The 22,842-nt window shown below is 73.1% G+C and carries 19 protein-coding genes; 6 read left to right on the forward strand and 13 right to left on the reverse strand.

Annotated elements, in window-relative coordinates:
• Nucleotides 1-4: 4 nt before the first annotated feature.
• The 3 genes from ACZ6B1_RS28225 (at nt 5) to ACZ6B1_RS28235 (ending at nt 3,509) form a co-directional block, all read left to right on the forward strand.
• Nucleotides 5-1,363, forward strand: coding sequence for a cytochrome P450 family protein (locus ACZ6B1_RS28225; RefSeq protein WP_468782890.1), 1,359 nt, complete (start codon nt 5-7; stop codon nt 1,361-1,363).
• 98 nt (nt 1,364-1,461) lie between these two features.
• Nucleotides 1,462-2,709 (forward strand): cytochrome P450, encoded by a 1,248-nt coding sequence (locus tag ACZ6B1_RS28230; protein ID WP_468782892.1) that lies wholly within the window; start codon nt 1,462-1,464, stop codon nt 2,707-2,709.
• Nucleotides 2,706-3,509, forward strand: a complete 804-nt coding sequence (locus ACZ6B1_RS28235) for an enoyl-CoA hydratase/isomerase family protein (protein ID WP_468782894.1) — start codon at nt 2,706-2,708, stop codon at nt 3,507-3,509. The genes ACZ6B1_RS28230 and ACZ6B1_RS28235 overlap by 4 nt, the downstream gene beginning before the upstream one ends.
• A 104-nt stretch (nt 3,510-3,613) precedes the next feature.
• On the opposite strand, the gene snpA is transcribed toward ACZ6B1_RS28235, so the two are convergent.
• Entirely contained in the window at nt 3,614-4,297 is a 684-nt protein-coding gene (gene snpA / locus ACZ6B1_RS28240; protein WP_468782896.1) for a snapalysin, read from the reverse strand.
• A 185-nt stretch (nt 4,298-4,482) separates the two neighbouring features.
• Between snpA and ACZ6B1_RS28245 the strand changes: the two genes are divergently transcribed.
• The 3 genes from ACZ6B1_RS28245 (at nt 4,483) to ACZ6B1_RS28255 (ending at nt 7,769) form a co-directional block, all read left to right on the forward strand.
• Nucleotides 4,483-5,454 (forward strand): LysR family transcriptional regulator, encoded by a 972-nt coding sequence (locus ACZ6B1_RS28245; RefSeq protein WP_468782898.1) that lies wholly within the window; start codon nt 4,483-4,485, stop codon nt 5,452-5,454.
• 77 nt (nt 5,455-5,531) lie between these two features.
• Nucleotides 5,532-6,380, forward strand: a complete 849-nt coding sequence (locus tag ACZ6B1_RS28250; RefSeq protein WP_468782900.1) for an alpha/beta fold hydrolase — start codon at nt 5,532-5,534, stop codon at nt 6,378-6,380.
• Between the two features lie 132 nt (nt 6,381-6,512).
• Nucleotides 6,513-7,769 carry a hypothetical protein gene (locus ACZ6B1_RS28255; RefSeq protein ID WP_468782902.1) on the forward strand — a complete coding sequence of 419 codons (1,257 nt, stop codon included), beginning with the start codon at nt 6,513-6,515 and terminating at the stop codon, nt 7,767-7,769.
• Between the two features lie 44 nt (nt 7,770-7,813).
• Here ACZ6B1_RS28255 and ACZ6B1_RS28260 read toward each other — a convergent pair whose 3' ends face one another.
• The 12 genes from ACZ6B1_RS28260 to ACZ6B1_RS28315 form a co-directional block, all read right to left on the reverse strand.
• Nucleotides 7,814-9,331 (reverse strand): hypothetical protein, encoded by a 1,518-nt coding sequence (locus ACZ6B1_RS28260; protein WP_468782904.1) that lies wholly within the window; start codon nt 9,329-9,331, stop codon nt 7,814-7,816.
• 203 nt (nt 9,332-9,534) lie between these two features.
• Nucleotides 9,535-10,674, reverse strand: a complete 1,140-nt coding sequence (locus ACZ6B1_RS28265) for a sugar phosphate isomerase/epimerase family protein (protein WP_468782906.1) — start codon at nt 10,672-10,674, stop codon at nt 9,535-9,537.
• Between the two features lie 11 nt (nt 10,675-10,685).
• Nucleotides 10,686-12,089, reverse strand: coding sequence for a nucleotide pyrophosphatase/phosphodiesterase family protein (locus tag ACZ6B1_RS28270; RefSeq protein WP_468782908.1), 1,404 nt, complete (start codon nt 12,087-12,089; stop codon nt 10,686-10,688).
• Nucleotides 12,086-13,255 (reverse strand): metabolite traffic protein EboE, encoded by a 1,170-nt coding sequence (eboE, locus tag ACZ6B1_RS28275; protein WP_468782910.1) that lies wholly within the window; start codon nt 13,253-13,255, stop codon nt 12,086-12,088. The genes ACZ6B1_RS28270 and eboE overlap by 4 nt, the downstream gene beginning before the upstream one ends.
• Nucleotides 13,256-13,261: 6 nt before the next feature.
• Nucleotides 13,262-14,110: a TatD family hydrolase gene (locus ACZ6B1_RS28280; RefSeq protein WP_468782912.1), complete on the reverse strand. Its 849-nt coding sequence runs from the start codon at nt 14,108-14,110 to the stop codon at nt 13,262-13,264.
• On the reverse strand, nt 14,110-14,745 hold the full coding sequence (locus ACZ6B1_RS28285; RefSeq protein WP_468782914.1) for an EboA domain-containing protein: 636 nt from the start codon (nt 14,743-14,745) through the stop codon (nt 14,110-14,112). The genes ACZ6B1_RS28280 and ACZ6B1_RS28285 overlap by 1 nt, the downstream gene beginning before the upstream one ends.
• Nucleotides 14,742-15,638, reverse strand: coding sequence for a sugar phosphate isomerase/epimerase family protein (locus ACZ6B1_RS28290; RefSeq protein WP_468782916.1), 897 nt, complete (start codon nt 15,636-15,638; stop codon nt 14,742-14,744). Before ACZ6B1_RS28290 ends, ACZ6B1_RS28285 begins: the two co-directional genes overlap by 4 nt.
• Before the next feature lie 67 nt (nt 15,639-15,705).
• Nucleotides 15,706-16,695, reverse strand: a complete 990-nt coding sequence (locus ACZ6B1_RS28295; protein WP_468782918.1) for an SCO3242 family prenyltransferase — start codon at nt 16,693-16,695, stop codon at nt 15,706-15,708.
• On the reverse strand, nt 16,692-17,816 hold the full coding sequence (locus ACZ6B1_RS28300; RefSeq protein WP_468782920.1) for an inositol-3-phosphate synthase: 1,125 nt from the start codon (nt 17,814-17,816) through the stop codon (nt 16,692-16,694). Before ACZ6B1_RS28300 ends, ACZ6B1_RS28295 begins: the two co-directional genes overlap by 4 nt.
• 90 nt (nt 17,817-17,906) lie before the next feature.
• Nucleotides 17,907-19,241: a ThuA domain-containing protein gene (locus ACZ6B1_RS28305; RefSeq protein ID WP_468782922.1), complete on the reverse strand. Its 1,335-nt coding sequence runs from the start codon at nt 19,239-19,241 to the stop codon at nt 17,907-17,909.
• A gap of 14 nt (nt 19,242-19,255) precedes the next feature.
• Nucleotides 19,256-21,742, reverse strand: coding sequence for a PQQ-dependent sugar dehydrogenase (locus ACZ6B1_RS28310; protein WP_468782924.1), 2,487 nt, complete (start codon nt 21,740-21,742; stop codon nt 19,256-19,258).
• Between the two features lie 93 nt (nt 21,743-21,835).
• Nucleotides 21,836-22,834 (reverse strand): sugar phosphate isomerase/epimerase family protein, encoded by a 999-nt coding sequence (locus ACZ6B1_RS28315; protein WP_468782926.1) that lies wholly within the window; start codon nt 22,832-22,834, stop codon nt 21,836-21,838.
• Between the last annotated feature and the right edge of the window lie 8 nt (nt 22,835-22,842).

Below are 22,842 nucleotides of genomic sequence, written 5' to 3' on the forward strand. Positions count from 1 at the left end.
CCACATGCAGCAGCCTCCCGGCATCCAGGGGCCACCGCCCGGCTGCCCCGCGCACGGCAACGTCCCGCTCTACGGGCCCGAGTTCGGCTCCGATCCGGACGCCCACTACGAACAGCTGCGCCGCCTCGGCCCGAGCGCACCGGTGGACATCGCCCCGGGGGTGGAGGTCGAGCTGGTCACCAGCTACGACGCCGCCCTGTACATCCTGCAGAACCCGGCCTCGTTCGTCCGGGACTCACGGCGCTGGCGGGCGCTGAACGAGGGACGCGTGCCCGCGGACAGCCCGGCCCTGCCCATGATGGGGTACCGGCCCAACGCGCTGTTCAGCGACGGGGCGGCGCACGCCCGGCTGCGCCAGGCGGTCACCGACAGTCTGGCCGGCGTCAACGAACTCCAGCTGGTGCGGCAGACCCAGCAGTCGGCCGACTACCTGATCAGCCGGTTCAGTTCGGACCGGCTCGGACAGGCCGAGCTGATGGCCGAGTACGCCCAGCCGCTGCCGCTGCTGGTCTTCAGCGACCTGTTCGGCTGCCCGCCCGAGATCGGCGACCGTGTCATCGTCGGCATCAGCGGCATCTTCGACGGCACGGCGGGCGCGGACCAGGTGCTCGGCGAGGCACTCGGCGAGCTGATCGCGCTGAAGCGGCGCCGGCCCGGCAACGACCTGACGACCCGTCTGATGGAGCACTCGGCGCAGCTCACCGACGAGGAGGTGCTGCACCAGCTGGTGACCCTGCTCTCCGGTGGCACCGCTCCCCTGTCGGCGACCATAGGCAGCGCCGGCGCCCTGATCCTCGGTGAGGACTGGCAGACCGGCCTGCCGGTCGAGGACGCCGTCACCCAGGTGCTGTGGAACTACGCGCCGATCGCCAACTACGCCGCCCACTACCCCACCCACGACGTGGAGTTGGGTGCCAGGACGGTGCGGGCCAACGACCCGGTGCTCATCTCCTTCGCCGCGGCCAACACCGACCCCCGGCTGGCCAAGCATCGCGAACAGCTCAGCGCCAAGGCCCATCTGGCCTTCGGGGCGGGGCCGCACGCCTGCCCGGCCAAGGACCCGGCGTTCGTGATCGCGGTCACCGCCGTCGAGTCGCTGCTCAACCGGCTGCCCGATGTCGAGGTCCGGGTTCCCTTCAAGGACCTGAACTGGGTGCCGGCCCCTTGGAGCCGGTCCCTGGTGAACCTCCCGGTCCGGTTCACGCCCCGCAGCCTGACGCCCGCGGGGCCGCCGGAGCCCCAGCCGGCGGCGAGCACCGCGCACCGGGTCCCGAGCCCCTCTCCGCAGGCGGCGGCGCCCGCCGCGCCCAAGGCGAGGCCCGGTCTGTTCAGCCGGTTCATGGCATGGACCAGGGGAGAGTGACGTAGGCAACTCGCGCCGCGCATAGTCATCTTGTATGTATCAGCCATCGGTTGGGTATGCATGGCGCGCCCGGTGCTGACGATCAAGAAGGGACCGTCGTGGAGATCGCGACAACTCCGCCCGCCGACAGACGCTTCGCCGTCTCGCTGTTCTCCCGGCTGCGGACGGCGAAAGGGCAGGCGAACCCCTTCCCGATCTATGCGGAGCTTCGGTCGAGGGGCGGAGTGGTCGCGGCACCGTGGGGAGGTCACCTCGTCACCGGTTTCGAGCTGTGCGACCAGGTCCTGCGCGGCCGCGAGTGGCTGGAACCCGACACGCGCTGGCGGGAGCAGCAGGGAGACGGAACACGCTGGACAGCGCCCTCCTCACGCGAGATGAGCAGGACGCTGCCCGCGCTGAACCCTCCGGACCACACCTGGGTGCGCCGGTCGGCCGGCATATTCGACCGCACCTCCCTGGAGGGCCTGCGCGGGGCGGTCGAGCAGATCACCGGCGGACTCCTCGACACGTTCGCCGAGCGGCTGCGCGACGGCGAGGCGGACTTCAACGCCCTGGTCGCCGAGGAGCTGCCGGTGGCCACCATCGGTCACTGGATGGGGCTGCCCCCAGCCGACTTCCCCAGGCTGCGGGAGCTGACCCACGACCAGGTCTTCACCCAGGAACTGCTGCCCTCGGCCAGCCAGTTGGCCCTGTCCGACGCTGCCACGGCCGAGCTGCGCGGCTACTTCACCGCGCTGGTCCGCGACCGGCGGGCGCATCCCGGTGGCGACCCCGTGTCCCGCTGGATCGCGGTGTGGGACGGCATGGAGAGCGACCGCGACAAGGCCGACGAAGCGGTCTACCACCTGGCCCTGTTCTTCCTGCTGGCCGCGCTGGAGACCACGTCCACGCTGCTGTCGACGACGGTCCTGCTGCTGCTGGAACACCCCCGGCAGTGGGACCGGCTCGCCGTCAGTCCCGACCTCGTCCCCGCGGCCGTCGAGGAGTCGCTGCGCTACGACCCGCCCACGCACGTCATCAGCCGCGTCGCCTCCCGGGACTGCGTGCTCGGCGGCACCGAGGTGCGCGAGGACGACATGGTCCACCTCATGGTGGGCGCGGCCAACCGCGACCCGGCCCGGCACGCCGACCCGGAGCTGTTCAACCTGCACCGCAAACCGGGGCACCTGTCCTTCAGCGGCGGCATCCACTACTGCCTCGGCGCGCCGCTGGCCCGCCTCGAGGCCCAGACCCTGCTCCACCAACTGGTCCGGCGCTTCCCCGGCCTGACCCTCGTGCGCCGGCCGTCGTGGGCGCCGCGTGTGGCCTTCCGGCGCCTGCTGAACCTGGACGTCGCCCTCTCATGACCGAGATCATCACCCCCTCCCCCGCCGCCGCGTTCCACGGCAAGGCGCTGGACGCCGAGCAGGACGGGCCGGTCCTGCGGGTAAGGCTCAACCCGTCGGGGCGGGACAGCACGCTGACCGTGGCCGCCCTCGACGACCTCGCCGACCTCCTCCACGGCCTGCACGACCGCCCCGACGTCCGGGTGCTGGTGCTGTCCGCCGCCGGCGACGACTTCTGTCTGGGCGCCGACCGCGACGAGTACCGGGTCGCGCTGGAGGAGGACCCGACCGGGGCTCTCATGCGCCGGATCGCGGACAAGGCCCACCGGGTGTGCGACGCCCTGGAGAACACCCACGCCGTCACCATCGCCCGGCTGCACGGCCGGGTCATCGGCGCCGGCCTCGCGCTCGCCTCTTTCTGCGATCTGCGCGCGGGCGCCGACACCTGCCGGTTCCGCATGCCCGAGATCGGCGTGGGGCTGCCGCCGGCCTGGGGAGGCGCGATGGGCCGGCTCATCGTGGAGGGCGGTGCCGCCCGGATCCGTGAACTCATGCTCACCTGCGACATCTTCGACGCTGCCACCGCGCACCGGCTCGGCCTTCTGCACAAGGTCACGCCGCCCGGCGAGCTGGACGCCGCCGTCCAGGCATGGGTGAGGCCGCTCGTCCGGCGTTCGCCGGAGGCCGTCACGCTCACCAAGCGCATGCTCGCGGGCCACTCCCGGGCCGCCCGCACCGCTGACGTCGCGCTGCTCGACGCGCACTTGTTGACCGCGGAACTCAACCGGCCGCGCCCGCGGCGGGCGGGAGAACACGCCTAGTACCGTCACCGGCGACCGGAAGGCGGCGGGGCGGCACGGCGAAGCGGGCCGTGCCGCCGGTGGCACGGCCCGCTTCCAGCGGGGGCGGAGGATTCCCCTGGGTGTCAGCGCACCTTGCTGAGCTTGTCGAGGGCCTTGGCCAGACCGTTGGCCCACAGCTGGTTGACGCGCGCCCGCTCGGTGGAGTTGGGGTAGCGGTTGGTGCAGGAGGTGCCGGGTCCGCCGCCCGACATCAGCTCGCTGCACGGGCCGCTGTAGTGGTCCGGCAGCCCCAGCACGTGACCGGTCTCGTGCGCGGCGACCCGGATGGAGTCGTACTGCCGGTTCTGCGCGTAGTCGAGGAAGATGTAGCCGCTGCCGTGGCCGTTGGTGGAGGCGTAACTGCCGCGGGAGTCGTTGCCCTCGTAGTACGAGAAGTCGGCGCCGCCCGTGGTGGACTGCAGCTTGACGTTGCTCACGGAGCTGTTCCAGATCGAGGCGGCGCTCGATATCTGGGAGCGGAAGGTCGGCGCCTGGGAGGCGTTGTAGTACACGGTCACCGACTGCAGGTTCGGGTGCGCCGCCTGCTTCTTGGCGACCGAGTCGAGCACGGCCTCGAAGAACGCCTTGTTGTTCGCCGCCTCGTGGGCCGAACCGGTGTAGCCGGCGCGGACGGTGGCGGTGGAGCCGGTGGTCTGGGCGCTCGCCGGGATCGCGCCGCCCAGGGCCGCGAACGTCACGCCCAGGCCGAGCGCCAGCAGTCTCCTGGAGGCCTTCGCGGACGTGGAGGACGTACGGGTGGACGTCATGTGGGGGGCTCCTACTCGTTCGTGTGGGGTGGTGAACGATCGGTCGCCCAAGAGTCTGGGTCAGCCCGGAGGTCGCGCGGATGATGGCAACTGGGGATAGCGCACGGCTATCAGGGCGACTCGTGCTGTTCCGTTGGCGTTTGAACATCTGGCGCCTCATCAGACCCAGCCCTTACGCTCCGCGCATGGAGCTCGAGGTGAGGCACTTACGCGTGCTGTGCGCCATCGCCGACACCGGCAGCCTGCACAAGGCGGCCCGTGAACTGGGTATGGCCCAGCCCTCGTTGAGCACCCAGCTGCGCCGTATCGAGCAGTTGCTGGGCGGCCGGCTCTTCACCCGCGACCGTACGGGCAGCCGCCCCACGCCGCTGGGACGCATCGTGGTGAGCCGCGCCCGGCCACTGGTCGCCGAACTCACCGCGATCGTGACCGAGACACGGGCCGCGGCAGCACGCGCGGCGAGCGGCCGCCGGCTGCGCATCGGTGCCACGGCCAGCCGGGCGATTCCGGGCTGGCTCAGCCGGCTGCGGGCCCGCGTCCCGGCCGTCGAGCCCAGCCTGCAGATGGACGTGTCCGCGAACGCCCTGCTTCGGCAGGTCGCCGAGGGCAGGCTCGACCTGGCGTTCGTGCACGAGGTCGAGGGCAGCCCGCTGCGCGTCCCGGACGGGCTGTGTCTGCGGGTCCTGGTGGAGCGCGAGCCCCAGTTCGTCACCATGGCCGCCGACCACCCCGCGGCGGCCCGGAGCGAGGTGCGTCTCGCGGACCTGGCGCACGACCGCTGGATGGTGGACGCCACGGTCGACGGCGAGTGGGACGGGGTGTGCCGGGTGCTGCGTGCCGCCGGGATCGAGCCCGACCTGCTGCACGGCGACTACCTCACCGCCTACTTCCTGGCCGCCATCGGCGAGGTGGTCACGGTCAGCCAGCCGACCGCGCTCCCGCCCCGCTCCGACCTGGTCATCCGGCCCCTGCACGGTGACCCGATAGGAGTACGGCTGCTGCTCGCGGCCCGCACGGCGGACGAACTCAGCTCCGGCTGCGTGGAGTTGGAGGAGGCGTACTGGGAGGCGGCCCGTCAGGCCCCGGTGTACCAGGAGTGGCTGGCACGTGGAGCCGCCGGGCGGCCCGCGCAGGCGCTGCGTGCGGTGGGCGCCTGAGGAGCGATGAGTTCCGGGGGGCCGCGGGGTCAGTACGGCAGTGTCCGCGTCCGCGCCCCTCCGGGAGGAGCCGCACCATGGAGAACGTTCGAGTCGGTGAGTCCTGCGTGGATTCGCCGGACGGCCGCAGGCTGCACGTCTACGACACCGGGACCGGTGGTATCCCCGTCCTGTGGCAGCACGGCACCCCCAACGTGGGCCTGCCGCCCGAGCCGCTCTTCGCCGTCTCCGCCCGGCTCGGGATCCGCTGGGTGTCGTACGACCGGCCCGGGTACGGCGGATCGACCCCGGTCCCCGGCCGTACCGTCGCGTCGGCCGCCGACGACGCCCGCCGGGTCGCCGACGCGCTCGGCCTCGGCCGGTTCGCGGTCATGGGCCACTCCGGCGGCGCCTCGCACGCCCTGGCCTGTGCCGCGGTGCTGCGCGAGCGTGTGCTCGGCGTGGTCGCCGTGTCGGGCCCGGCCCCGTTCGGCGCCGGGGGGCTGGACTGGTTCGCGGGCATGGCCCCGTCCTGCCGTGCCTCGCTCACCGCGGCCGCGGCGGGCCGCGAGGCCAAGGAACGGCACGAGGCGGACGCGGAGTACGACCCCGAGATGTTCACGCCGGCCGACCACGCGGCGCTCGCCGGGGACTGGTCCTGGTTCGACAAGGTCGTCCGGCCGGCCGTCGCCGCGGGTCCCGGCGGGCTCATCGACGACGATCTCGCCTACGTCCGTCCGTGGGGATGCGATCCGGCGTCGGTCACCGCTCCGGTGCTTCTCCTGCACGGTGGGCGGGACCGGGTCGTCCCCTTCGCCCACGGACAGTGGCTGGCGAGCCGCTGTCCCTCCGCCGAACTCCGGCCGCGGCCTGCCGACGGGCACATCTCGGTGCTGGCCGGAGCGGCCGGCGCCCTGGAGTGGCTGGTCCACCAGGCCGGGGACTGACGGCACCCGGCGTGCCGTAACCGTCCGGTTCCGTGTGCAACCCTCGGCCGGTCATGGAGGTCTTCCTTCCGGGAACGCGCGTTCCCTCCAGGTTCACCTGTCCGCAACAGCCGCTCCACCCACGAGGACTCCATGCCCCCCACGCTCTCCGGCCCCCGTGCGACGCGCCGAACCGCCGGTGCCGTCGGCGCCGTCGCCCTGATCGCCCTCGGTGCCGCCCCCGCCGGTGCCGCGGACCCGGAACCCGCCCTGGTCCTGGGGAAGATCGCCCCGATCGACGGGTTGCGGCCCGGCAGCGAGTTCACGGTTCCCACCTCCTTCACCAACACAGGTACCGCGGCGCTCGGCAAGGTCTGGATGTCGTACTCCGTCACCCGCGGGCTCGCCCACACCGAGGTGCCCTCCAACTGTTCCCGCTACGAGATCACCGCCTTCGACGAGGAGCCGAGCCACTCGGTGGTGGTCTGCGAGTTCGACCAGACGGTCGAGCCGGGCGTCGTCTACGCCCCCGAGCGGCCCCTGCCCCTGAAGGCGCTCGACCACGCCCTCTACGACGAGTTGCGGGTGACGGTCGACAGCGCCGAGACCGGGCCGGGCGACGGCGCCTCCGAGCCGGTGCAGGGCACCGGGCCCGCGCTGAAGCTGGTGGAGCGGCCCGACGAGACGCCGGCCGCCCCGGGCAGCGCCCGGCACCCCGGCTGGGACGCCTCGACCGTGAAGGTGACCGCGAGGAACACGGCCGACTTCCAGGTGAGCGGAGCCCGGCTGAAGGGCCGGGCCGGAGACACGGTGCAGTTGGTGGTGAAGTTCACCAACGCCGGGCCCGGCTGGGTGCTGCGTGAGATCGGCGCCGGGGCGACCCGGGTCCGCGTGAAGATGCCGGCCGGCACGTCGGTCACCAAGACCGACGGATTCTGCGAGAGCCTGGGGTCGGGCACGTACGAGTGCGGCACCAGCCAGGCCTGGATCAACGAGGGCGGCGGCGAGACCTACCGGTTCAAGCTGAGGATCGACAAGTCGGTGCCGGGGGCCAAGGGCTCGGTGGCGCTCGCCGGGCAGCCGAGGCCGTTCGACACCCACAAGGCGAACGACACCGCGGACATCCTGCTCGACGTCACCGGCGCCGGCTCCACGACGGGCGGCGGCTCGGCGTCCTCCACCGGGGGTTCCGGCACGGGAACCACCGGCGGCTCGGCCTCCGGTTCCGGGGCGAGTGGCACCGGCGGCACCGCCACGACCGGCACCACGGGGTCGGCCGCCACCGGCGGCGGGCTGGCGAACACCGGCGCAGGGTCCGCCCTGCCGCTGGCGGGGGCGGCGGCCGGGGCCGTGGTCCTCGGCGCGGGCACTGTTCTGGCGGTCCGCCGCCGCGCCGCCCGGCAGCGCTGACGGTACCGGCCGGACGCGGGGCGGGCCCGGCCCGCCCCGCGCGGTCAGTAACTGGACCCCAGGGTCCGGGTCGTGTAGGCGCATTCCGTGTAGATGTACCCGGGCCGGAGCGTGGCGGTGTCGGAGGCGGGCGTGGCGGTGCCGGCGCCGTTCGGCTTGTGCACGAAGTAGGTGGTGCCGACCGGCAGGCTGAGCGTGCGCTGCGGGTAGTGCCGGCCGCTGTCGTGGCAGGGTTTGAAGCCGGTCATGATCGTGTCGGTGAGCGAGTACGCCTTGCAGCCGCCGCATCCCTTGAGGGTGAAGCTGCCGGTGACCGGTCCCGTGTACAGGACGGTGACGTCGTCGGGGCTGTCGTTCTTGACCGTGACGGAGATGCTGCCGCCGGAGGCGGTGGTGGGGAGCTTCCTCCCCGCGGCCGGCAGCGTCCGGGCCACCTCGGCGCCGATGGCTATCTTCTTGGCGCGCTCCAGGTTCCCGCCGTGCTTGTTGCCGTCGGCGTAGTCCTCCATCGTCTTCTGCGCCTCTTCGAAGTCGCCGTCCTTGAACTGGTCGACGCCGCAGGAGTACTGCCCCGCGTTCCCGCTGCGGCCCGCCCGGCCGGCGGTTTCGGTGAGGTCGTCCGCCGCGTCGGCCGCGCTGCGTGCCAGGTCGGTGATCCTGCTGTTCAGGCTGTTCAACTGCTCGACGGCCGCGCAGGGTTCCCCGCCGCGGACGCCCTTCTCGGCCTTCCGTACCGCCGCGTCCACCGCGGGCGCCACCCTGGCCGCCGGGGCGGACCGCGGGAAGGTGGTCAGCAGGTCGCCGAAGCGCGTCACCCAGTCCGCCTCACCGTCCGTCAGGCTTGCCGAGCCGCACTCGTACAGCGAGGTGGCGAGGCGGTCGTCCGGCCATCGTGCCAGCGAGCCGAGCTGCCGCTTCGGCATGGTGCGGGGCACCGTGCGCAGGTAGGTGAGCGGCTCGACGGCCGCGCAGTAGTCCTGGTGACCGTAGGCCGCGCCGACCGTCGTGTAGTAGGTCCGCATGCGGTCGGGGACCAGGCCGGCCGCGCGGGAGCCGGGGTGGTCCACGGCGAGGTCGCGGTAGACCTCCAGGGCGGTCCGGTAGTCGGACCGGGAGGTGGCGAAGGAGTGCCGGCCGGCCGCCGTCACCAGGTGGTCGGCCCGTTCGAGACGGTCCAGGAGCGCCTGCTGCACGGCCTCCTCGCGCGCGTCCTGATACCAGAGGGCGCTGCCCGCCGGGACGGCGAGCAGCAGCACGGCGAGCAACAGGGCCAGGGGCGCGCCGGCCGGTCCGGTGAGCCGGGTGCGCAGTCCGACGACCGCGCCGTGCACGGCAGCGAGCAGCAGCAGTACGCCGTAGAGGGCGAGGGCGATTCCGGGGACGCCGTCGGCGTCGGCGGGCAGGGCGACGAACAGCAGCACCGCGGTCGCCACCCAGCAGGCGGCCATCGGCAGCCATTTGCGGACCAGGGCGTAACCGAGGCCGAGGCCGCTCAGGTTGAGCACCGCGACGGCGGCCGCCCGAAGGCCGTCGGGTGGTGCGGGCGGTGGTGCCTGGGGCATGGGTGGTACGGCGAATCCCGGTCCCGGGCCGTACGGATTTCCGGACATGGCGGCTCCCCCCGTCAACTGTCCCCACATGTCTGCGGATGGGCAGTGTAAGGCCGGTGGGTCGGGCCCGACAGAGGGGGGCCGGGACGGTGTCCGCCGGGGGGCGGTGGAGGACCGTGCCGGGCTTCGGCACGCCCCTCCACCGTGGCCCGCCGCTAGCGGCGCAGGGCGGCCAGGTTGCGGTAGCCGATCGCGGCGTGTGCCAGGGACTGGCCCGGGTCGGTGCCGCTCGGGGCGTTGTCCTGCTCGACCATCGGGTTGTGGTAATCCCGGTGGCCGACACGGGAGAAGAACGTCGTGTAGTCGATGACACCGGTGCCGAACGGGACCATGTCGTAGCCCATCCCGTTGGTGTTGTTGACGACGCCGTCCTTGGCGTGGAACAGGGGGTAGCGCTTGTCGTGGCGTTCGACCAGGCCGGCCGGGTCGAAGACGTCGGTCAGGGTGGAGCCGTCGTGGGCGGTGCAGGTGCGGAACTTGTACTGGGCCACGTGCGCCCAGAAGATGTCCATCTCCAGCCAGACCAGCTTGGGGTCGGTGATGGACAGGAAGTACTCCAGCTTGCGGATGCCGGAGCTGCGGGTCGGGCGGCCCTGGCCGTCGAGCGGGCCGCCGTCGAGCAGGAAGCCGTAGGCCGCGTCGTGGTTGTGGGTGTACAGCTTGAGTCCCTCGCGGCGGGCGAGCGCGCCGAGGGCGTGCCACTTGTCGGCGGCCACGTCCCAGTCGGCCTTGTAGGAGCTGCTGGTGGGGTCACCACCGGTGCCGACGTGGGCCATGCCGAGGATGTTGGCGATCTCCAGGTGCTTCTTGAAGGTGTCCAGGTCGGTGCTGCCGAGCGGCCAGGAGCCGGGGATGAAGCCGTGGTTGCCCTGGGCGCGCAGCCCGTTGTCGTCCAGCCAGCGGCGCAGCAGCCTGGCGCCCTCGACGGACTCCAGGTTCGCGCCGCCGGGCGCGTTGGCGTGCTGGCCGTAGCCGGCGAACTCGACCTGGCGGTAGCCGAACCGGGCCAGTTGCTCGAACACGGCACGGAAGCCGGACGGGAGGGAGGTGGTCAGCGGGTCGCGGCCGATCGCGTCGCGCACGGTGTAGAGGATGATGCCGCGCTTGTCCGCGGGCACCAGCGTGTGACCGCGGCCGGAGGACGCCGTCCTGGGCGCGGCGTGCACCGGAGCGGCGCCGAGGACGGGCGCGGCGATCGCGCCCGCCGCGACGGCGGTGCAGGTGCTCAGGAAGCCGCGGCGGCCGATGCCGAGGCTGCGGCGCAACTGGTCGTCGGTGTCATGGGTGTTGTTCACGGATGCCTTCCTCAGGACGGGGCGTCGGCGCCGGGACCGGCGAGACGGAGCAGGAGTGACTTCACGTCGGTGGCCGCGATGCGGTCGCCGACGGCGCGGGGGGTGGAGCACAGGAGGAGCGGACCGTCGTCGTCGCTCGTGGGCAGCCGGCCGTGGCTGCCGCGGATGGGTGAGGGGTCCAGGGGGACGACCGCCATGCGGTAGCGCAGCCCGAGCTTCTTGCGGGCGAGGGCGGCGGCGGCCCGGAGCTTCACGTAGGGGTCGAGCGGGTCCATGAACAGCTCGACCGGGTCGTAGCCGGGTTTGCGGTGGATCTCGACGAGCCGCGCGAAGTCGGGCGCGCGGTCGTCGTCCAGCCAGTAGTAGTACGTGAACCAGGAGTCCGGTTCCGCGACGGCGACGAGCTCGCCGGCGCGTGGATGGTCCAGGTGGTGGGCCTTCTTGCCCTCGTCGTCGAGGAGTTCGCCGATGCCGGGGAGTCCGTCGAGCGCGGCCCGGGTGGCGGCGAGGTCCTCGGGGCGGCGGACGTAGACGTGGGCGATCTGGTGGTCGGCGACGGCGAAGGCGCGTGACGCCATCGGGTCGAGGTACTCCATGCCGTCCTGGGTGTGCACCTCCAGCAGGCCGGCGCGGCGCAGGGCCCGGTTGATGTCCACGGGCCGGCTCACCGGGGTGATGCCGTACTCGGACAGGGCGACGACCGTACGGCCCTCGGCCCGGGCGTCGTCCAGCAGCGGGGCCACGGCCGCGTCGAGGTCGGCGGCCGCCCGCAGGGCGCGGGCGTCGTCGGGGCCGTGGCGCTGGAGGTCGTAGTCGAGATGAGGGAGATAACAGAGCGTCAGGTCCGGTCGCCGGGTGCGGATGACGTGCCGGGTGGCGTCGATGATCCATTGACTGGAGACCAGGTCGGCGCCGGGGCCCCAGAAGCGGAAGAGCGGGAACGTGCCGAACTTCTCGGTGAGTTCGTCGTGGAGGGCGGGCGGCCGGGTGTAGCAGTCGGGTTCCTTGCGGCCGTCGGCGTAGTAGACGGGGCGCGGGGTGACGGTGATGTCGGTGTCGGCGCCCATCGCGTACCACCAGCAGATGTTGGCGACGGTGTAGCCGGGGTGGGCGCGGCGGGCGGCGTCCCACAGTTTGTCCCCGGCGACCAGCCCGTTGTGCTGGCGCCACAGCAGGACGTCGCCCAGTTCGCGGAAGTACCAGCCGTTGCCGACGATGCCGTGCTCGGCGGGCGGGACGCCGGTGAGGAAGGTGGACTGGGCGGCGCAGGTGACGGCGGGCAGTACGGTGCCCAGGTGGGCCCGGGAGCCGGCCGCGGCGAGCGCCTCGAGGTGCGGCATGTGGCGGAGCAGTTTCGGGGTGAGACCGACGACGTCGAGGACGAGCAGCGGGGTTGGCCGGCCGGTCGCGGTCATGGCAGCTCCTTCAGGCCGAGGTCGGTCAGCAGGTCGCGGGCGAGGGCGAGTTCGGCGGCGATGCCGTCGGTGAGCCGGTCGCGCGCGCGGGGGCGCAGCTCGGGCGGGAGCGCCTGCCAGGTGTAGGTCTCGACCTCCAGGTGCCGGGTGAGCGGGCGGGGGCCGCCCACGAGCCGGGCGAGCGCGGTCCCGAGCACGGGGAGAGTGGCGGTGAGGGGTGCTGCGGGGGCCGCGTGCAGCGGGACGTGGAAGTGGGCCCGCCAGGGGGTGCCGGAGGGCAGGGTGTCCCCGCCGAGGGCCTCGTGGAGGTCGTCGGTGCCGTGCAGTCCGGTCTCGGTGACGGTGCGGGTCTGGTGCAGGAAACGGGGCTCGGCGAAGGCGGCGAGGGCGGTGCGGACCTCCGGCCGGGCCGGGTGTTCGGCGTGCAGGGCCGCGGAGAGCTGGGACTTGACGACGGGTACGCCGGCGGCGGCGAGGGCGTCCAGCGCGGCGCGCGGCTCCTCGAAGGACGTGGCGAGGTGGCACGTGTCCACGCAGACGCCGATGCGGGGGTGTCCCACGGCGGTGAGCGGGGCGAGGGCGTCGCCGGTGGTCTCCACGGTGCAGCCGGGCTCGGGCTCCAGGCCCACCCGGATGGAACGGCCGGTCAGCTCCGCCAGGGCGTCCAGGCGCTCGGCGAGGGTCAGCAGGGCCCGGTGCCCGGCGCGGGCCCGGTCGGCGGTCCAGGCGGTGCGCCAGCCCAGCGGCAGGGTGGAGATGCTGCCCTCGGTGACGTCGTCGGGGAGCAGCGCGGCGAGGATCCGGGCGAGGGCGGTGGTGTGGGCGAGGCGCTCCGGGTCGGCCCAGTCGGGCCGGTACACGCGGTACTTGACCTCGGCGGCGCCGAACCCCTCGTACGGGAAGCCGTTGAGGGTGACGACCTCCAGGCCGCGCCGCCGCAGTTCGCGGCGCAGGGTGCGCAGGGCGGAGGGATCACCGTCCAGTGTGCGGGCGGCGTCGCGGGCGAGCCAGAGGCCGATGCCGAGGCGGTCGCGGCCGAGACGGCGGCGCACGGGCTCGCAGTGGTCGCGGAGCTGGGCGAGGACGCCGTCCAGGGTCTCGGCGGGGTGGACGTTGGTGCAGTAGACGAGGTGGACGGTGGTGCCGTCGGGGTGTCGCAGCCGCATGGCCCGTCACTCCCCGCCGCGTAGCAGGGAGTTGCCCTCGTGGGTGGCCTCCGGTGGTCCGGTCTCGAGGTCCAGCCGGCCGCTGAGGCCGTAGAAGGCGACGGGGTTGCGCCACAGCACCCGGTCGACGTCGTCCGCGGTGAAGCCCTCGGTGAGCATCAGGTCTGCGACCCGGCGGGTCTTCAGCGGATCGCTCCTGCCCCAGTCGGCGGCGGAGTTCACCAGGACCCGGTCGGGGCCGTACGTCCGCAGGATCGCCACCATCCGGCGCTCGTCCATCTTGGTGTCGGGGTAGACCGAGAAACCCAGCCAGCAACCGCTGTCCTTCGCCTCCTCGACGGTCGTCTCGTTGAGGTGGTCGACCAGCACGCGGTCGAGGGCGAGGGCGGACTCGCGGACGGCGTCGAGGGTGCGACGCAGCCCGGCGGCCTTGTCGCGGTGCGGGGTGTGCACCAGGGCGGGCAGTCCGTGGTCGGCGGCGAGTTGGAGCTGTGCCGCCAGGGCCTTGTCCTCGGCCGGGGTCATGGAGTCGTAGCCGATCTCACCGACGGCGACGACGTGGTCCTTGACGAGGTAGCGGGGCAGTTCGTCCAGGACGGGCAGACAGCGGGGATCGTTCGCCTCCTTGGGGTTGAGGGCGAGCGTGCAGTGGTGGGCGATGCCGTACTGGGCGGCGCGGAACGGCTCCCAGCCGAGCAGCGAGTCGAAGTAGTCGAGGAAGGAGGCGGGCGAGGTGCGGGGCTGGCCGAGCCAGAACGAGGGCTCCACGACGGCGCGGACGCCCGCGTCGCGCATGGCCTCGTAGTCGTCGGTGGTGCGTGAGGTCATGTGGATGTGGGGGTCGAACAGGCGCATCAGGACTCCTCGCGGGGCTGCGCGGCCAGGGTCAGTACGTGGTGGAGGCCGCTGGGCACGGGCCGGCCCGCGGCGGTGCGCTCGGCCGCGAAGCCGGCGAGCATGCGGGCGAGTTCGGCGTCGCCGCGGGCCCGATCGGTGAGACCGGCGACCAGCTCGACGGGGACGCCGGTGAACAGGCACTTGAGGACGGCCTGCCGCCAGGTGTGGGGGTCGAGGTGGCGGGCCCCGTAGGGGCCGAGGGCGGCGGCGACCAGCCGGGTGTCGTTGGTGCGCAGGGCGTCCTCGACCAGCGCCACGGCGTCGGGGCCGGGGACGAGATGGGGCAGGGCGTGCAGGACGGCCCGCCGTTCGGCGGCGGTGCCCTGGTGGTAGACGCGGCTGAGCACCATCGTGTCGGCGCGGGCGGCGTGCAGGATGACGACGCGGACGGCGTCGGCGTGCCTGGTGCCGCAGCGGCGGCCCGCTTCCGCGAGCCGCAGCTCCCACACGGAGATCGGGCCGCGCCCGCCGGAGTGGGCGGCGGCCTCCTCGATGGCCTGGTGGAACCAGGCGCGGGCGTCAGGGTCGAGGTGGGTGTCGAGGTGGTCGCGGAGGGCCTCGGGGCCGGTCTCCGCGACGGGGTGGGTGTTCATGCGGTGCTCCCTTCTGGTAGGGCCGCGGTGTCCGGGTCCCCGGTGGCGGCGGCGCGCAGGAACGGCAGGGACACCTCCGCGTACCGGGGGCCGGCGTGGGAGTGGCGGGGCAGTTCCACGACCGTCAGTCCGCGGTAGCCGGTCGATTCGAGGGCGGCGAGGACGGGCGGGAAGTCGATCTCTCCCTCGCCGAACGGGAGGTGCTCGTGGACCGAGCGCCGCATGTCCTCGATCTGGACGTGCCGCAGCCAGGGCGCGGCGGCGCGCACGCAGTCCTCGGGCGGCAGGGGTTCCAGGCACTGGCAGTGGCCGATGTCGAGGGTGAGGCCGAGGGCGGGCGGGTCGCCGAGCAGGCCGCGCAGGTGGTGGAAGTCGGCGAGGGTGGCCAGCAGATGGCCGGGCTCGGGTTCGACGGCGAGCGGGACGCCCGCGTCGGTGGCAGCCTCCACGACGGGTGCGAGGGCGGCGGCGAGCCGGGGCCAGGCCGTGGCGGGGTCACTGCCCGGCGGAACGATTCCGCTGAAGCAGTGCACCGCGTGCGCGTTGAGGTCGGCCGCCACCCGCACCGCGCGCAGCAGCAGGTCCACGCGCCGGACGCGCGCCCTCGGGTCCGGGTCCAGGAGCGAGGGGCCGTGCTTGCGGCGCGGGTCGAGGACGTAGCGGGCGCCGGTCTCCACGGTGACCGTGAGCCCCAGTTCGGCGAGGCGGCGGGCGACCTGCCGGGTGCGGCCTGCGAGGCTCGGGGTGAGCGGGTCGAGGTGCATGTGGTCGAGGGTCAGTCCGACGCCGTCATAGCCGAGATCGGCGAGGAGTGCGAGGGCGTCGCCGAGCCGGAGGTCGGTGAGGCCGTTGGTGCCGTAGCCGAAGCGGAGGGCTGATGGCTGAGGGGTCATGCGGGTCTCACCTTCCTGCCGGCCGGGCCACGGGGACGCGCGGGGCGGGGGCGCGGTCGCCCGGGCGTCATGTGAGGCTCACCCGCCTCGCGAAATGGCGGGCCGGTGGGCCGAGGGCCGCCGTGGCGAGGGCGGTCGCGGTGGCCCCGGTGCGGGCTGCCAGGGCGGCCTGCAGCGGGATGGTGGCGCGGATCCCCGCGCCCACGGCGCGCTGGGTGAGCGGCGGCGAGGGGTTGAGCGCGGCGTGCAGGTAGGGGCGGGCGGCGGTCGCGGCGTACCCGGCGGCGAGGGCGGTGCCGAGGAGGCCCGGCGGGCGCGGTGGCAATGCCCGGGCCAGCAGCACCGTCGCGGTCAGGGCCGCGAGCGGGATGAGCGGGGAGCCGGTGCGGGTCTCCTGGCGAGAGAGGGCGGTGACGGCGAGGGTGTGGGTGCCGAGCAGCGCGGCCGGGGCCAGTGCCGGGCGGACGCGGCCGCTGGTGGCCGCGGCCCCGAGCAGCAGGTCGAGGCCGCGGGCGGCGGCCATCGCGCCCGGGCCGGCGGGCGTGCGCTTCAGGCCGAGGTCGTACGACCAGACGGTGGCGGCGAGCGGTACGGCGACCGTCAGCGCGGGGCGGCCCGCGCGGGCGGCCAGCGCGAGACCGGCGGCCGTGAGCGCGCAGGCCGCGGTGAGGGCGGCGGCGGGGCGGACCCGGCCCGACGGAAGGGGCCGGTGCGGGCGGTCGACGGCGTCCTCCGCCCGGTCCGCCCAGTCGTTGAGCGCCATCCCGGCCTCGTACAGGCACAGCGAGCAGCCGACGGCGAGCAGCGCCCGCCGGCCGGGCCGCCCGGCACCGGCGGCGGCGACTCCGGCGAGCGCGTCCCCAGGAACGGTGAACAGCGCGGGCAGCCGCAGCAGTTCGGCCCAGGCCTTCAGCCGGGCGGAGGGGGGTGAGGTGGCGGAGGCGGAAGGGGAGCCGGCGCGATCCCCCGGCACTGCGACCGGGCGGGCCGCGCCGGTGCGGGTGGCGGCCGGCACCGGCGACCCTGGTGCCGCGGCCGATCTCCGCAACCGGATCATTCCCCCTCCCCCAGTCGCGAGGCGAACCGAACCAGTTCCGCGTACTGCTGCGACAGTGCCGCCGGGGCGTCGCCGACCGGGTCCTTGAAGAAGAAGGCCAGGTCGGTGAGAGGGCCGGTCAGGCCGCGCTCGTGGGCACGGGCCGTGAGGCGGGCGAGATCGAGGACGAGGGGGGCTGCGAGGGCCGAGTCGCAGCCCTGCCAGATCGTCTGCAGGATCATGCGGGTGCCGAGGAAGCCGTCGAAGGCGATGTGGTCCCAGGCGGTCTTCCAGTCGCCGAGTGCCGGCACGTCGTCGATGTGGACCTCGCCCTCGGGGGTGCCGCCCAGGGTGTCGGTGAGGACGCGTTCCTTGCCCGCGTTCTTGGCAGCGGCGGCCGCCGGGGCGGCCAGCGAGGCGCCGTCGCCGCCGCCGAGCAGGTTGGTGCCGGACCAGGCCCGGACGTCCAGCGCCCGCTGGGCGAACATGGGGCCGAGGACGGAGCGCAGCAGGGTCTGGCCGGTCTTGCCGTCACGGCCCGCGTACGGCACCGGGCTCGACGCGGCGAGCGCGGTGAGGGACGGGTGGTGCAGGCCGGCCGACGGGGTGAAGTTGACGTACGGGCAGCCGGCGCGCAGGGCCGCCGCCGCGTACAGGGAGCTGGGCGGCAGGTCCGGTCCGGCCGGGGCCGGTTCCGTGGAGGCGACGTTGACGACGACCGCGCGGGCCAGCCCGTGGCGCCGTACGAAGTCCTGGATGTCGGCGGCGAACGCGGCGATCAGCCCGTCCTCGTCCCGGGTGTCGCCGGGCAGCGGGCCACCGGGCCTGATCTCCCCTTCGGCCCGGCTGAGTTCGGCCTCGACGGCGGCCGGCAGTCCGGGCGGCAGGACGCCGCCCGCGGCCAGTTCCTCGGCGCGTTTGGGCAGCGGGCAGTCCGTGGTGTCGTGGCCGCCGAAGACCAGGGACGACAATGCGGGCAGGCCGCTGCCGGCGAAAGCGGGCGTCTCGGTGACCAGGCCGGTGGGCGGGCGCAGGCCGGCGGTGACGGCGGCGCAGCCGGCGACGACGGTGGTGGCGACCGAGCCACGGGCTCCGACGAGCCAGACGCCGGTTCGAGGGAGACGGGAGAGGGACGCGGACATGAGCAGCCTCCTTGTCCAGGGCATGAACTCCCCGAGGGGGAAGGGAAGGTGACGGCGGGCGGGAGTCCGGCGTCTCCCGCCCGCCGCCGTTCAGTGGCCCTTGCCGGGCAGTTCCTTGATCCGGACGTCACGGAAGGACACCTGGTCGCCGGCCCCGTGGTTCTGCAGGCCGATGTGTCCGTCGGTGAGGCTCCGGGCCGGGTCCGTGTTGGTGAAATCGTTGATCTTCACGCCGTTGAGCCAGATCCGCAGGCGCTCGCCCTGGACCCGGATCTCATACGTGTTCCACTCCCCCGGCGGGTTCAGCGCGCGGTCGCGTTTCTTCAGGTCGGCGGACCGGAAGCCGTAGACGGACCCGGTGGTCTTCTCGGGCACGTCGGTGGCGTCGATCTGGATCTCGTAACCGTTGTTCACGGCCGACCACGGGTCGTCCGAGGGCGGGAAGCCCACGAACACACCGGAGTTGTCGTCGCCGGCCACCTTCCAGTCGAGCTTCAGCGAGTAGGAACCGAAGCTCCTGTCCGCGTACCAGAGCAGGCCCATCCCACCGGACGAGGTGAGCGTGCCGTCGGCGGAGAGGGCGAAGGAGCCGGGGCCGGCCTGCTGCCAGCCGTCCAGGGAGGCGGAGGTCCCGTCGAACAGCCGGCTGTATCCGTTCTCCGGGCGGCAGTCCGCCCGCACGTCACCGATCGCGTACCGCAGGCCGCCCAGCAGGTGGGCGCGGAAGGCCGGTTCGGTGTACGACTCCTTCGTGTGGCCGCCCCCGGTGTAGAAGGCGCGGCCGCCCTGGTACTCCTGGCACCAGGCGATGGGGTGGTCCCCGGCCATGGCCCCGCCGGAGTACGAGGCCTCGTCGAGCGAGGCGAGGACGTGCGCTCGCTCGCGGGGGTTGGAGCGGTAGTTGTACCACTCGTCGGTGCGCTCCCAGGTCCGCCCGAGGTGCGCCGTGGCCGGGTTGGCGCGGTCCTCGACGTTGACCGCGGCGGGCTGGATCGCCGGGTGGTTCTGGAACCAGGCGCCCGCGAGCCCGCCGTAGAACGCCCAGTCGTACTCGGTGTCGGCGGCGGCGTGGACGCCGACGTAGCCTCCGCCGTGGCGGATGTACCCCTCGAACGCTGCCTGCTGGGCGGTGTCGAGCACGTCACCGGTGGTCGACATGAACACCACGGCGTCGTAGCGGCTCAGGTTCTCGCCGGTGAAGGCGCCGGCGTCCTCGGTGGCGTCGACGGTGAAGCCGTTCGCCTCACCGAGCTGCCTGACGGCCGTGATGCCCTCGGGGATCGAGTCGTGCCGGAAGCCGGCGGTCTTGGAGAAGACCAGGACACGCTTGGTGTGGGCCGGGTCCGACACGGCGGGTGCGGTCACGCAGCCGAGGAGCAGGGCGGCGCCGAGCGCCGTGGTGGTGATCCTGCCTGTTGGTCGCATGGTGGGTCCTCCTCTCAGCCGGTGGTGAAGGTGAAGTCGTCGACGTCGAACAGCGCGCCGTCGCCGCCCTTGAAGACGAGGTAGAGCGTGGTGCTGCCGCGGGGTGCGCGGGACAGGGCGGCGGTGACGTCCTGGTAGGCGTCCCAGCCCCCGGTCACGGGGACGGTGGCCTTGCCGAGCAGGGTGCCGGTGGCCGATCCGGCGCGGACCTCGAGGGTGCCGCCGGCACCGGCGGACGCGATGCGCGCGGTGATCTTCGTGGCGTCGCTCAGGACGTACGGTGTGAAGGCGATCCAGTCACCGTTGCCGATGTCCCCGACGGCCTTGCCGCCGTGCGCGGTGTCGTGTGCGACGACCGACACGCCGGAGCTGTCGCCGAAGTGCTCGGCCTGGCGGTGCCGGGGCTGGAGGACGCTGCGGGCGTGCGTGGTGAGCGCGTCCTGGCCGCCGCCTCCGCCGTCGGTGTACTGGGCGTCGAGGACGCCGAAGATGTTCGCGTCCTCGTCGTGTCCGCCGTCGGCGCTGGTCTGGATGGTGCCGGAGCAGCCCTGTGCGGAGGTCAGCGGGTGGCCGTGAGTGTCGTGGCCGAGGATGAAGTTGACGGTGACCTTGGAGCAGTCGATCGCCCTGCCGTCCTCGGGGTCGGTGACCCTCACCTTGAACGGCACGGCGTCACCGAAGCTGAACAGCTGTCCGTCCTGCGGGAGTTCCAGGGTGACCTTGGGCGCGGTGTTGCCGACGACCACCTGGACGCTCGCGCTGCCGGTGCGGCCGGTGGCGTCCTTGGCGGTCAGTGTGGCCGTGTAGGTGCCGTTCTTCTTGTACTTGTGCGTGGGGCCGGCCGCTGTCGAGGTCGCCCCGTCGCCGAAGTCCCAGCTGTAGGTGAGCGCGTCGCCGTCCTGGTCGCTGGTGCCGGCCGAGGAGAAGGCCACCTTGAGCGGCGCCTGTCCCGAGGTCCGGTCGGCCGCGGCCTGGGCCACCGGGGAGTGCCCGTCGGTGGCGTTCTCGATGCGGAACAGGCCCGAGTTGTCGTCGCCGCCGAACCAGGAGGTGCCGTAGTCCAGCACGTAGAGGGCGCCGTCGGGCCCGAAGGCCATGTCCATCACCTGGGTGCCGCTCCAGGGAATGTCGTTGATCGACTGGACCTTGCCGTCGGCGTCGCTGGTGACACGCTTGATCCAGCGTCGGCCGAACTCACCGGCGAAGAAGTCCCCGTCGTAGGCCTCGGGGAACTTCACGGGCGAGTCGAGGGCGGGGTCGTAGTGGTAGACGGGGCCGCCCATCGGGGACTCGGAGCCGTCGCCGAACTCCGGTACGGACGGGCCGTTGTACGGGATCCAGGCGGGCTGGGCCGGGGGCAGTTCGGTGAGGCCGGTGTTGTGCGGCGAGGTGTTCTTCGGCGCCGAGCAGTCGAAGGAGGCGCCGGAGGTCTTCGTCGCGAAGTCGTAGTCGACGTAGGCGTCGTTGGCGCCGGTGCAGTACGGCCAGCCGAAGTTGCCGGGGCCGGTGACCCGGGCGAACTCCACCTGTCCGGCGGGCCCGCGGGCGGGATCGGCGGAACCGGCGTCGGGGCCGTAGTCGCCGACGTAGAGGATGCCGGTCTTCCTGTCGACGCTGAACCGGAACGGGTTGCGGAAGCCCATCGCGTAGATCTCGGGCCGCGTCTTCTCCGTGCCGGGCGCGAAGAGGTTGCCGTCGGGGATGGAGTAGGAGCCGTCGGCGTTGACCTTGATGCGCAGGATCTTGCCGCGCAGGTCGTTGGTGTTGCCGGAGGTGCGCTGGGCGTCGAAGCCGGGGTTGCGGTCCGCCCGCTCGTCGATCGGGGCGTAGCCGTCGGACTGGAAGGGGTTGGAGTCGTCACCGGTCGACAGGTACAGGTTGCCGGCCGCGTCGAAGTCGATGTCACCACCGACGTGGCAGCACAGGCCACGGGTGGTCTTGACGTCGAGGATCTCCTTCTCGCTGGCCGTGTCGAGGGTGCCGTCGCTCTTCAGCACGAAGCGGGAGAGACGGTTGACGCCGTCGAAGGGCGCGAAGTCGGCGGCCGTTCCGGTCTCGGGGGCGTCGCCGGCCGGGGTGTCCAGCGGGGGCGCGTAGTAGAGGTAGATGAAGCGGTTGTCGGCGAAGTCCGGGTCCACGCCGACGCCTTGGAGGCCCTCCTCGTCGTGCGAGTACACGTCCAGCTTCCCGGCGAGCTTGGTGTTGCCGGCCGCGTCGGTGAGGCGGAGTTCGCCGTCCCGGGAGGTGTGCAGGACCGAACGGTCGGGGAGGACGGCGAGCGACATCGGCTCGCCGACCTCGGCCTCGCCCTTGGCGAGGGTGACCTGCTGGAAGTCCTCGGCCGCCGCGGCCGTGTCCTGGCCGGCGACGGCTGCGCCGGCCTGGGGGGTGGTCAGGGTCAGGGTGGCGCCGGCGAGCAGGGCGCCGCTCAGCAGCGCGACCGCCTTGCGCAGACGTGATCTGTGGGTTGCGGTGCGGTTGGTGCGATCGTTCCCGTGCACGAAATGCCTCCAGAAGGGGCTGGTTGTACGGGCGGGTGCGAGCGCCGGGATGCGCCGTCATCCCGGGGTTGCGAACTGATCAGCGATCGCCGATCAGTTGGAGAAGGCCGCGTCGAAGGAGGCCGACGGCGGCTCGAAGTCATGGGCCCTGAGGCGGGCCAGGGCCTCGGGGGCGCCCTGCAGCCGGTCCATGCCGGCGTCCTCCCACTCGACGGAGACGGGACCCCGGTAGTCGATGGAGCGCAGCATCCGGAAGACGTCCTCCCAGGGCACGTCGCCGTGCCCGGCGGACACGAAGTCCCAGCCGCGGCGCGGGTCGCCCCAGGGCAGGTGGGAGCCGAGCCGGCCGTTGCGGCCGTCGAGCCGCTTGCGGGCCTCCTTGCAGTCCACGTGGTAGATGCGGTCGCGGAAGTCCCACAGGAAGCCGACCGGGTCGAGGTCCTGCCAGACGAAGTGGGAGGGGTCGAAGTTCAGTCCGAAGGCGGGGCGGTGGCCGATCGCCTCCAGCGCGCGATGGGTGGTCCAGTAGTCGTAGGCGATCTCGCTCGGGTGGACCTCGTGGGCGAACCGCACCCCCTCGGCATCGAAGACGTCGAGGATCGGGTTCCAGCGCATCGCGAAGTCCTCGTAGCCCCGTTCGATCATCGCCTCGGGGGCGGGCGGGAACATCGCGACGAGGTGCCAGATCGCGGAGCCGGTGAAGCCGACGACAGTGTCGACTCCGAAGGCGGCCGCGGCACGCGCGGTGTCCCTCATCCGGTCGGCCGCCCGCCGCCGCACCCCCTCGGGGTCGCCGTCGCCCCACACCCCGGCGGGCAGGATGGCCCGGTGGCGTTCGTCGATGATGGCGTCGCACACGGCCTGGCCGACGAGGTGGTTGGAGACGGCCCAGCACTTCAGGCCGTACTTGTCGAGGAGCTGGTGGCGGGAGGCGAGGTAGGCGGGGTCGGACAGGGCCTTGTCCACCTCGAAGTGGTCTCCCCAGCAGGCTAGTTCGAGGCCGTCGTAGCCGAAGTCGCGGGCGAGCCGGCAGACCTCCTCCAGTGGCAGGTCGGCCCACTGGCCGGTGAACAGGGTGAACGGGCGTGGCATGGGCGGGC

The sequence above is a fragment of the Streptomyces sp. NPDC041129 genome (assembly GCF_055592265.1).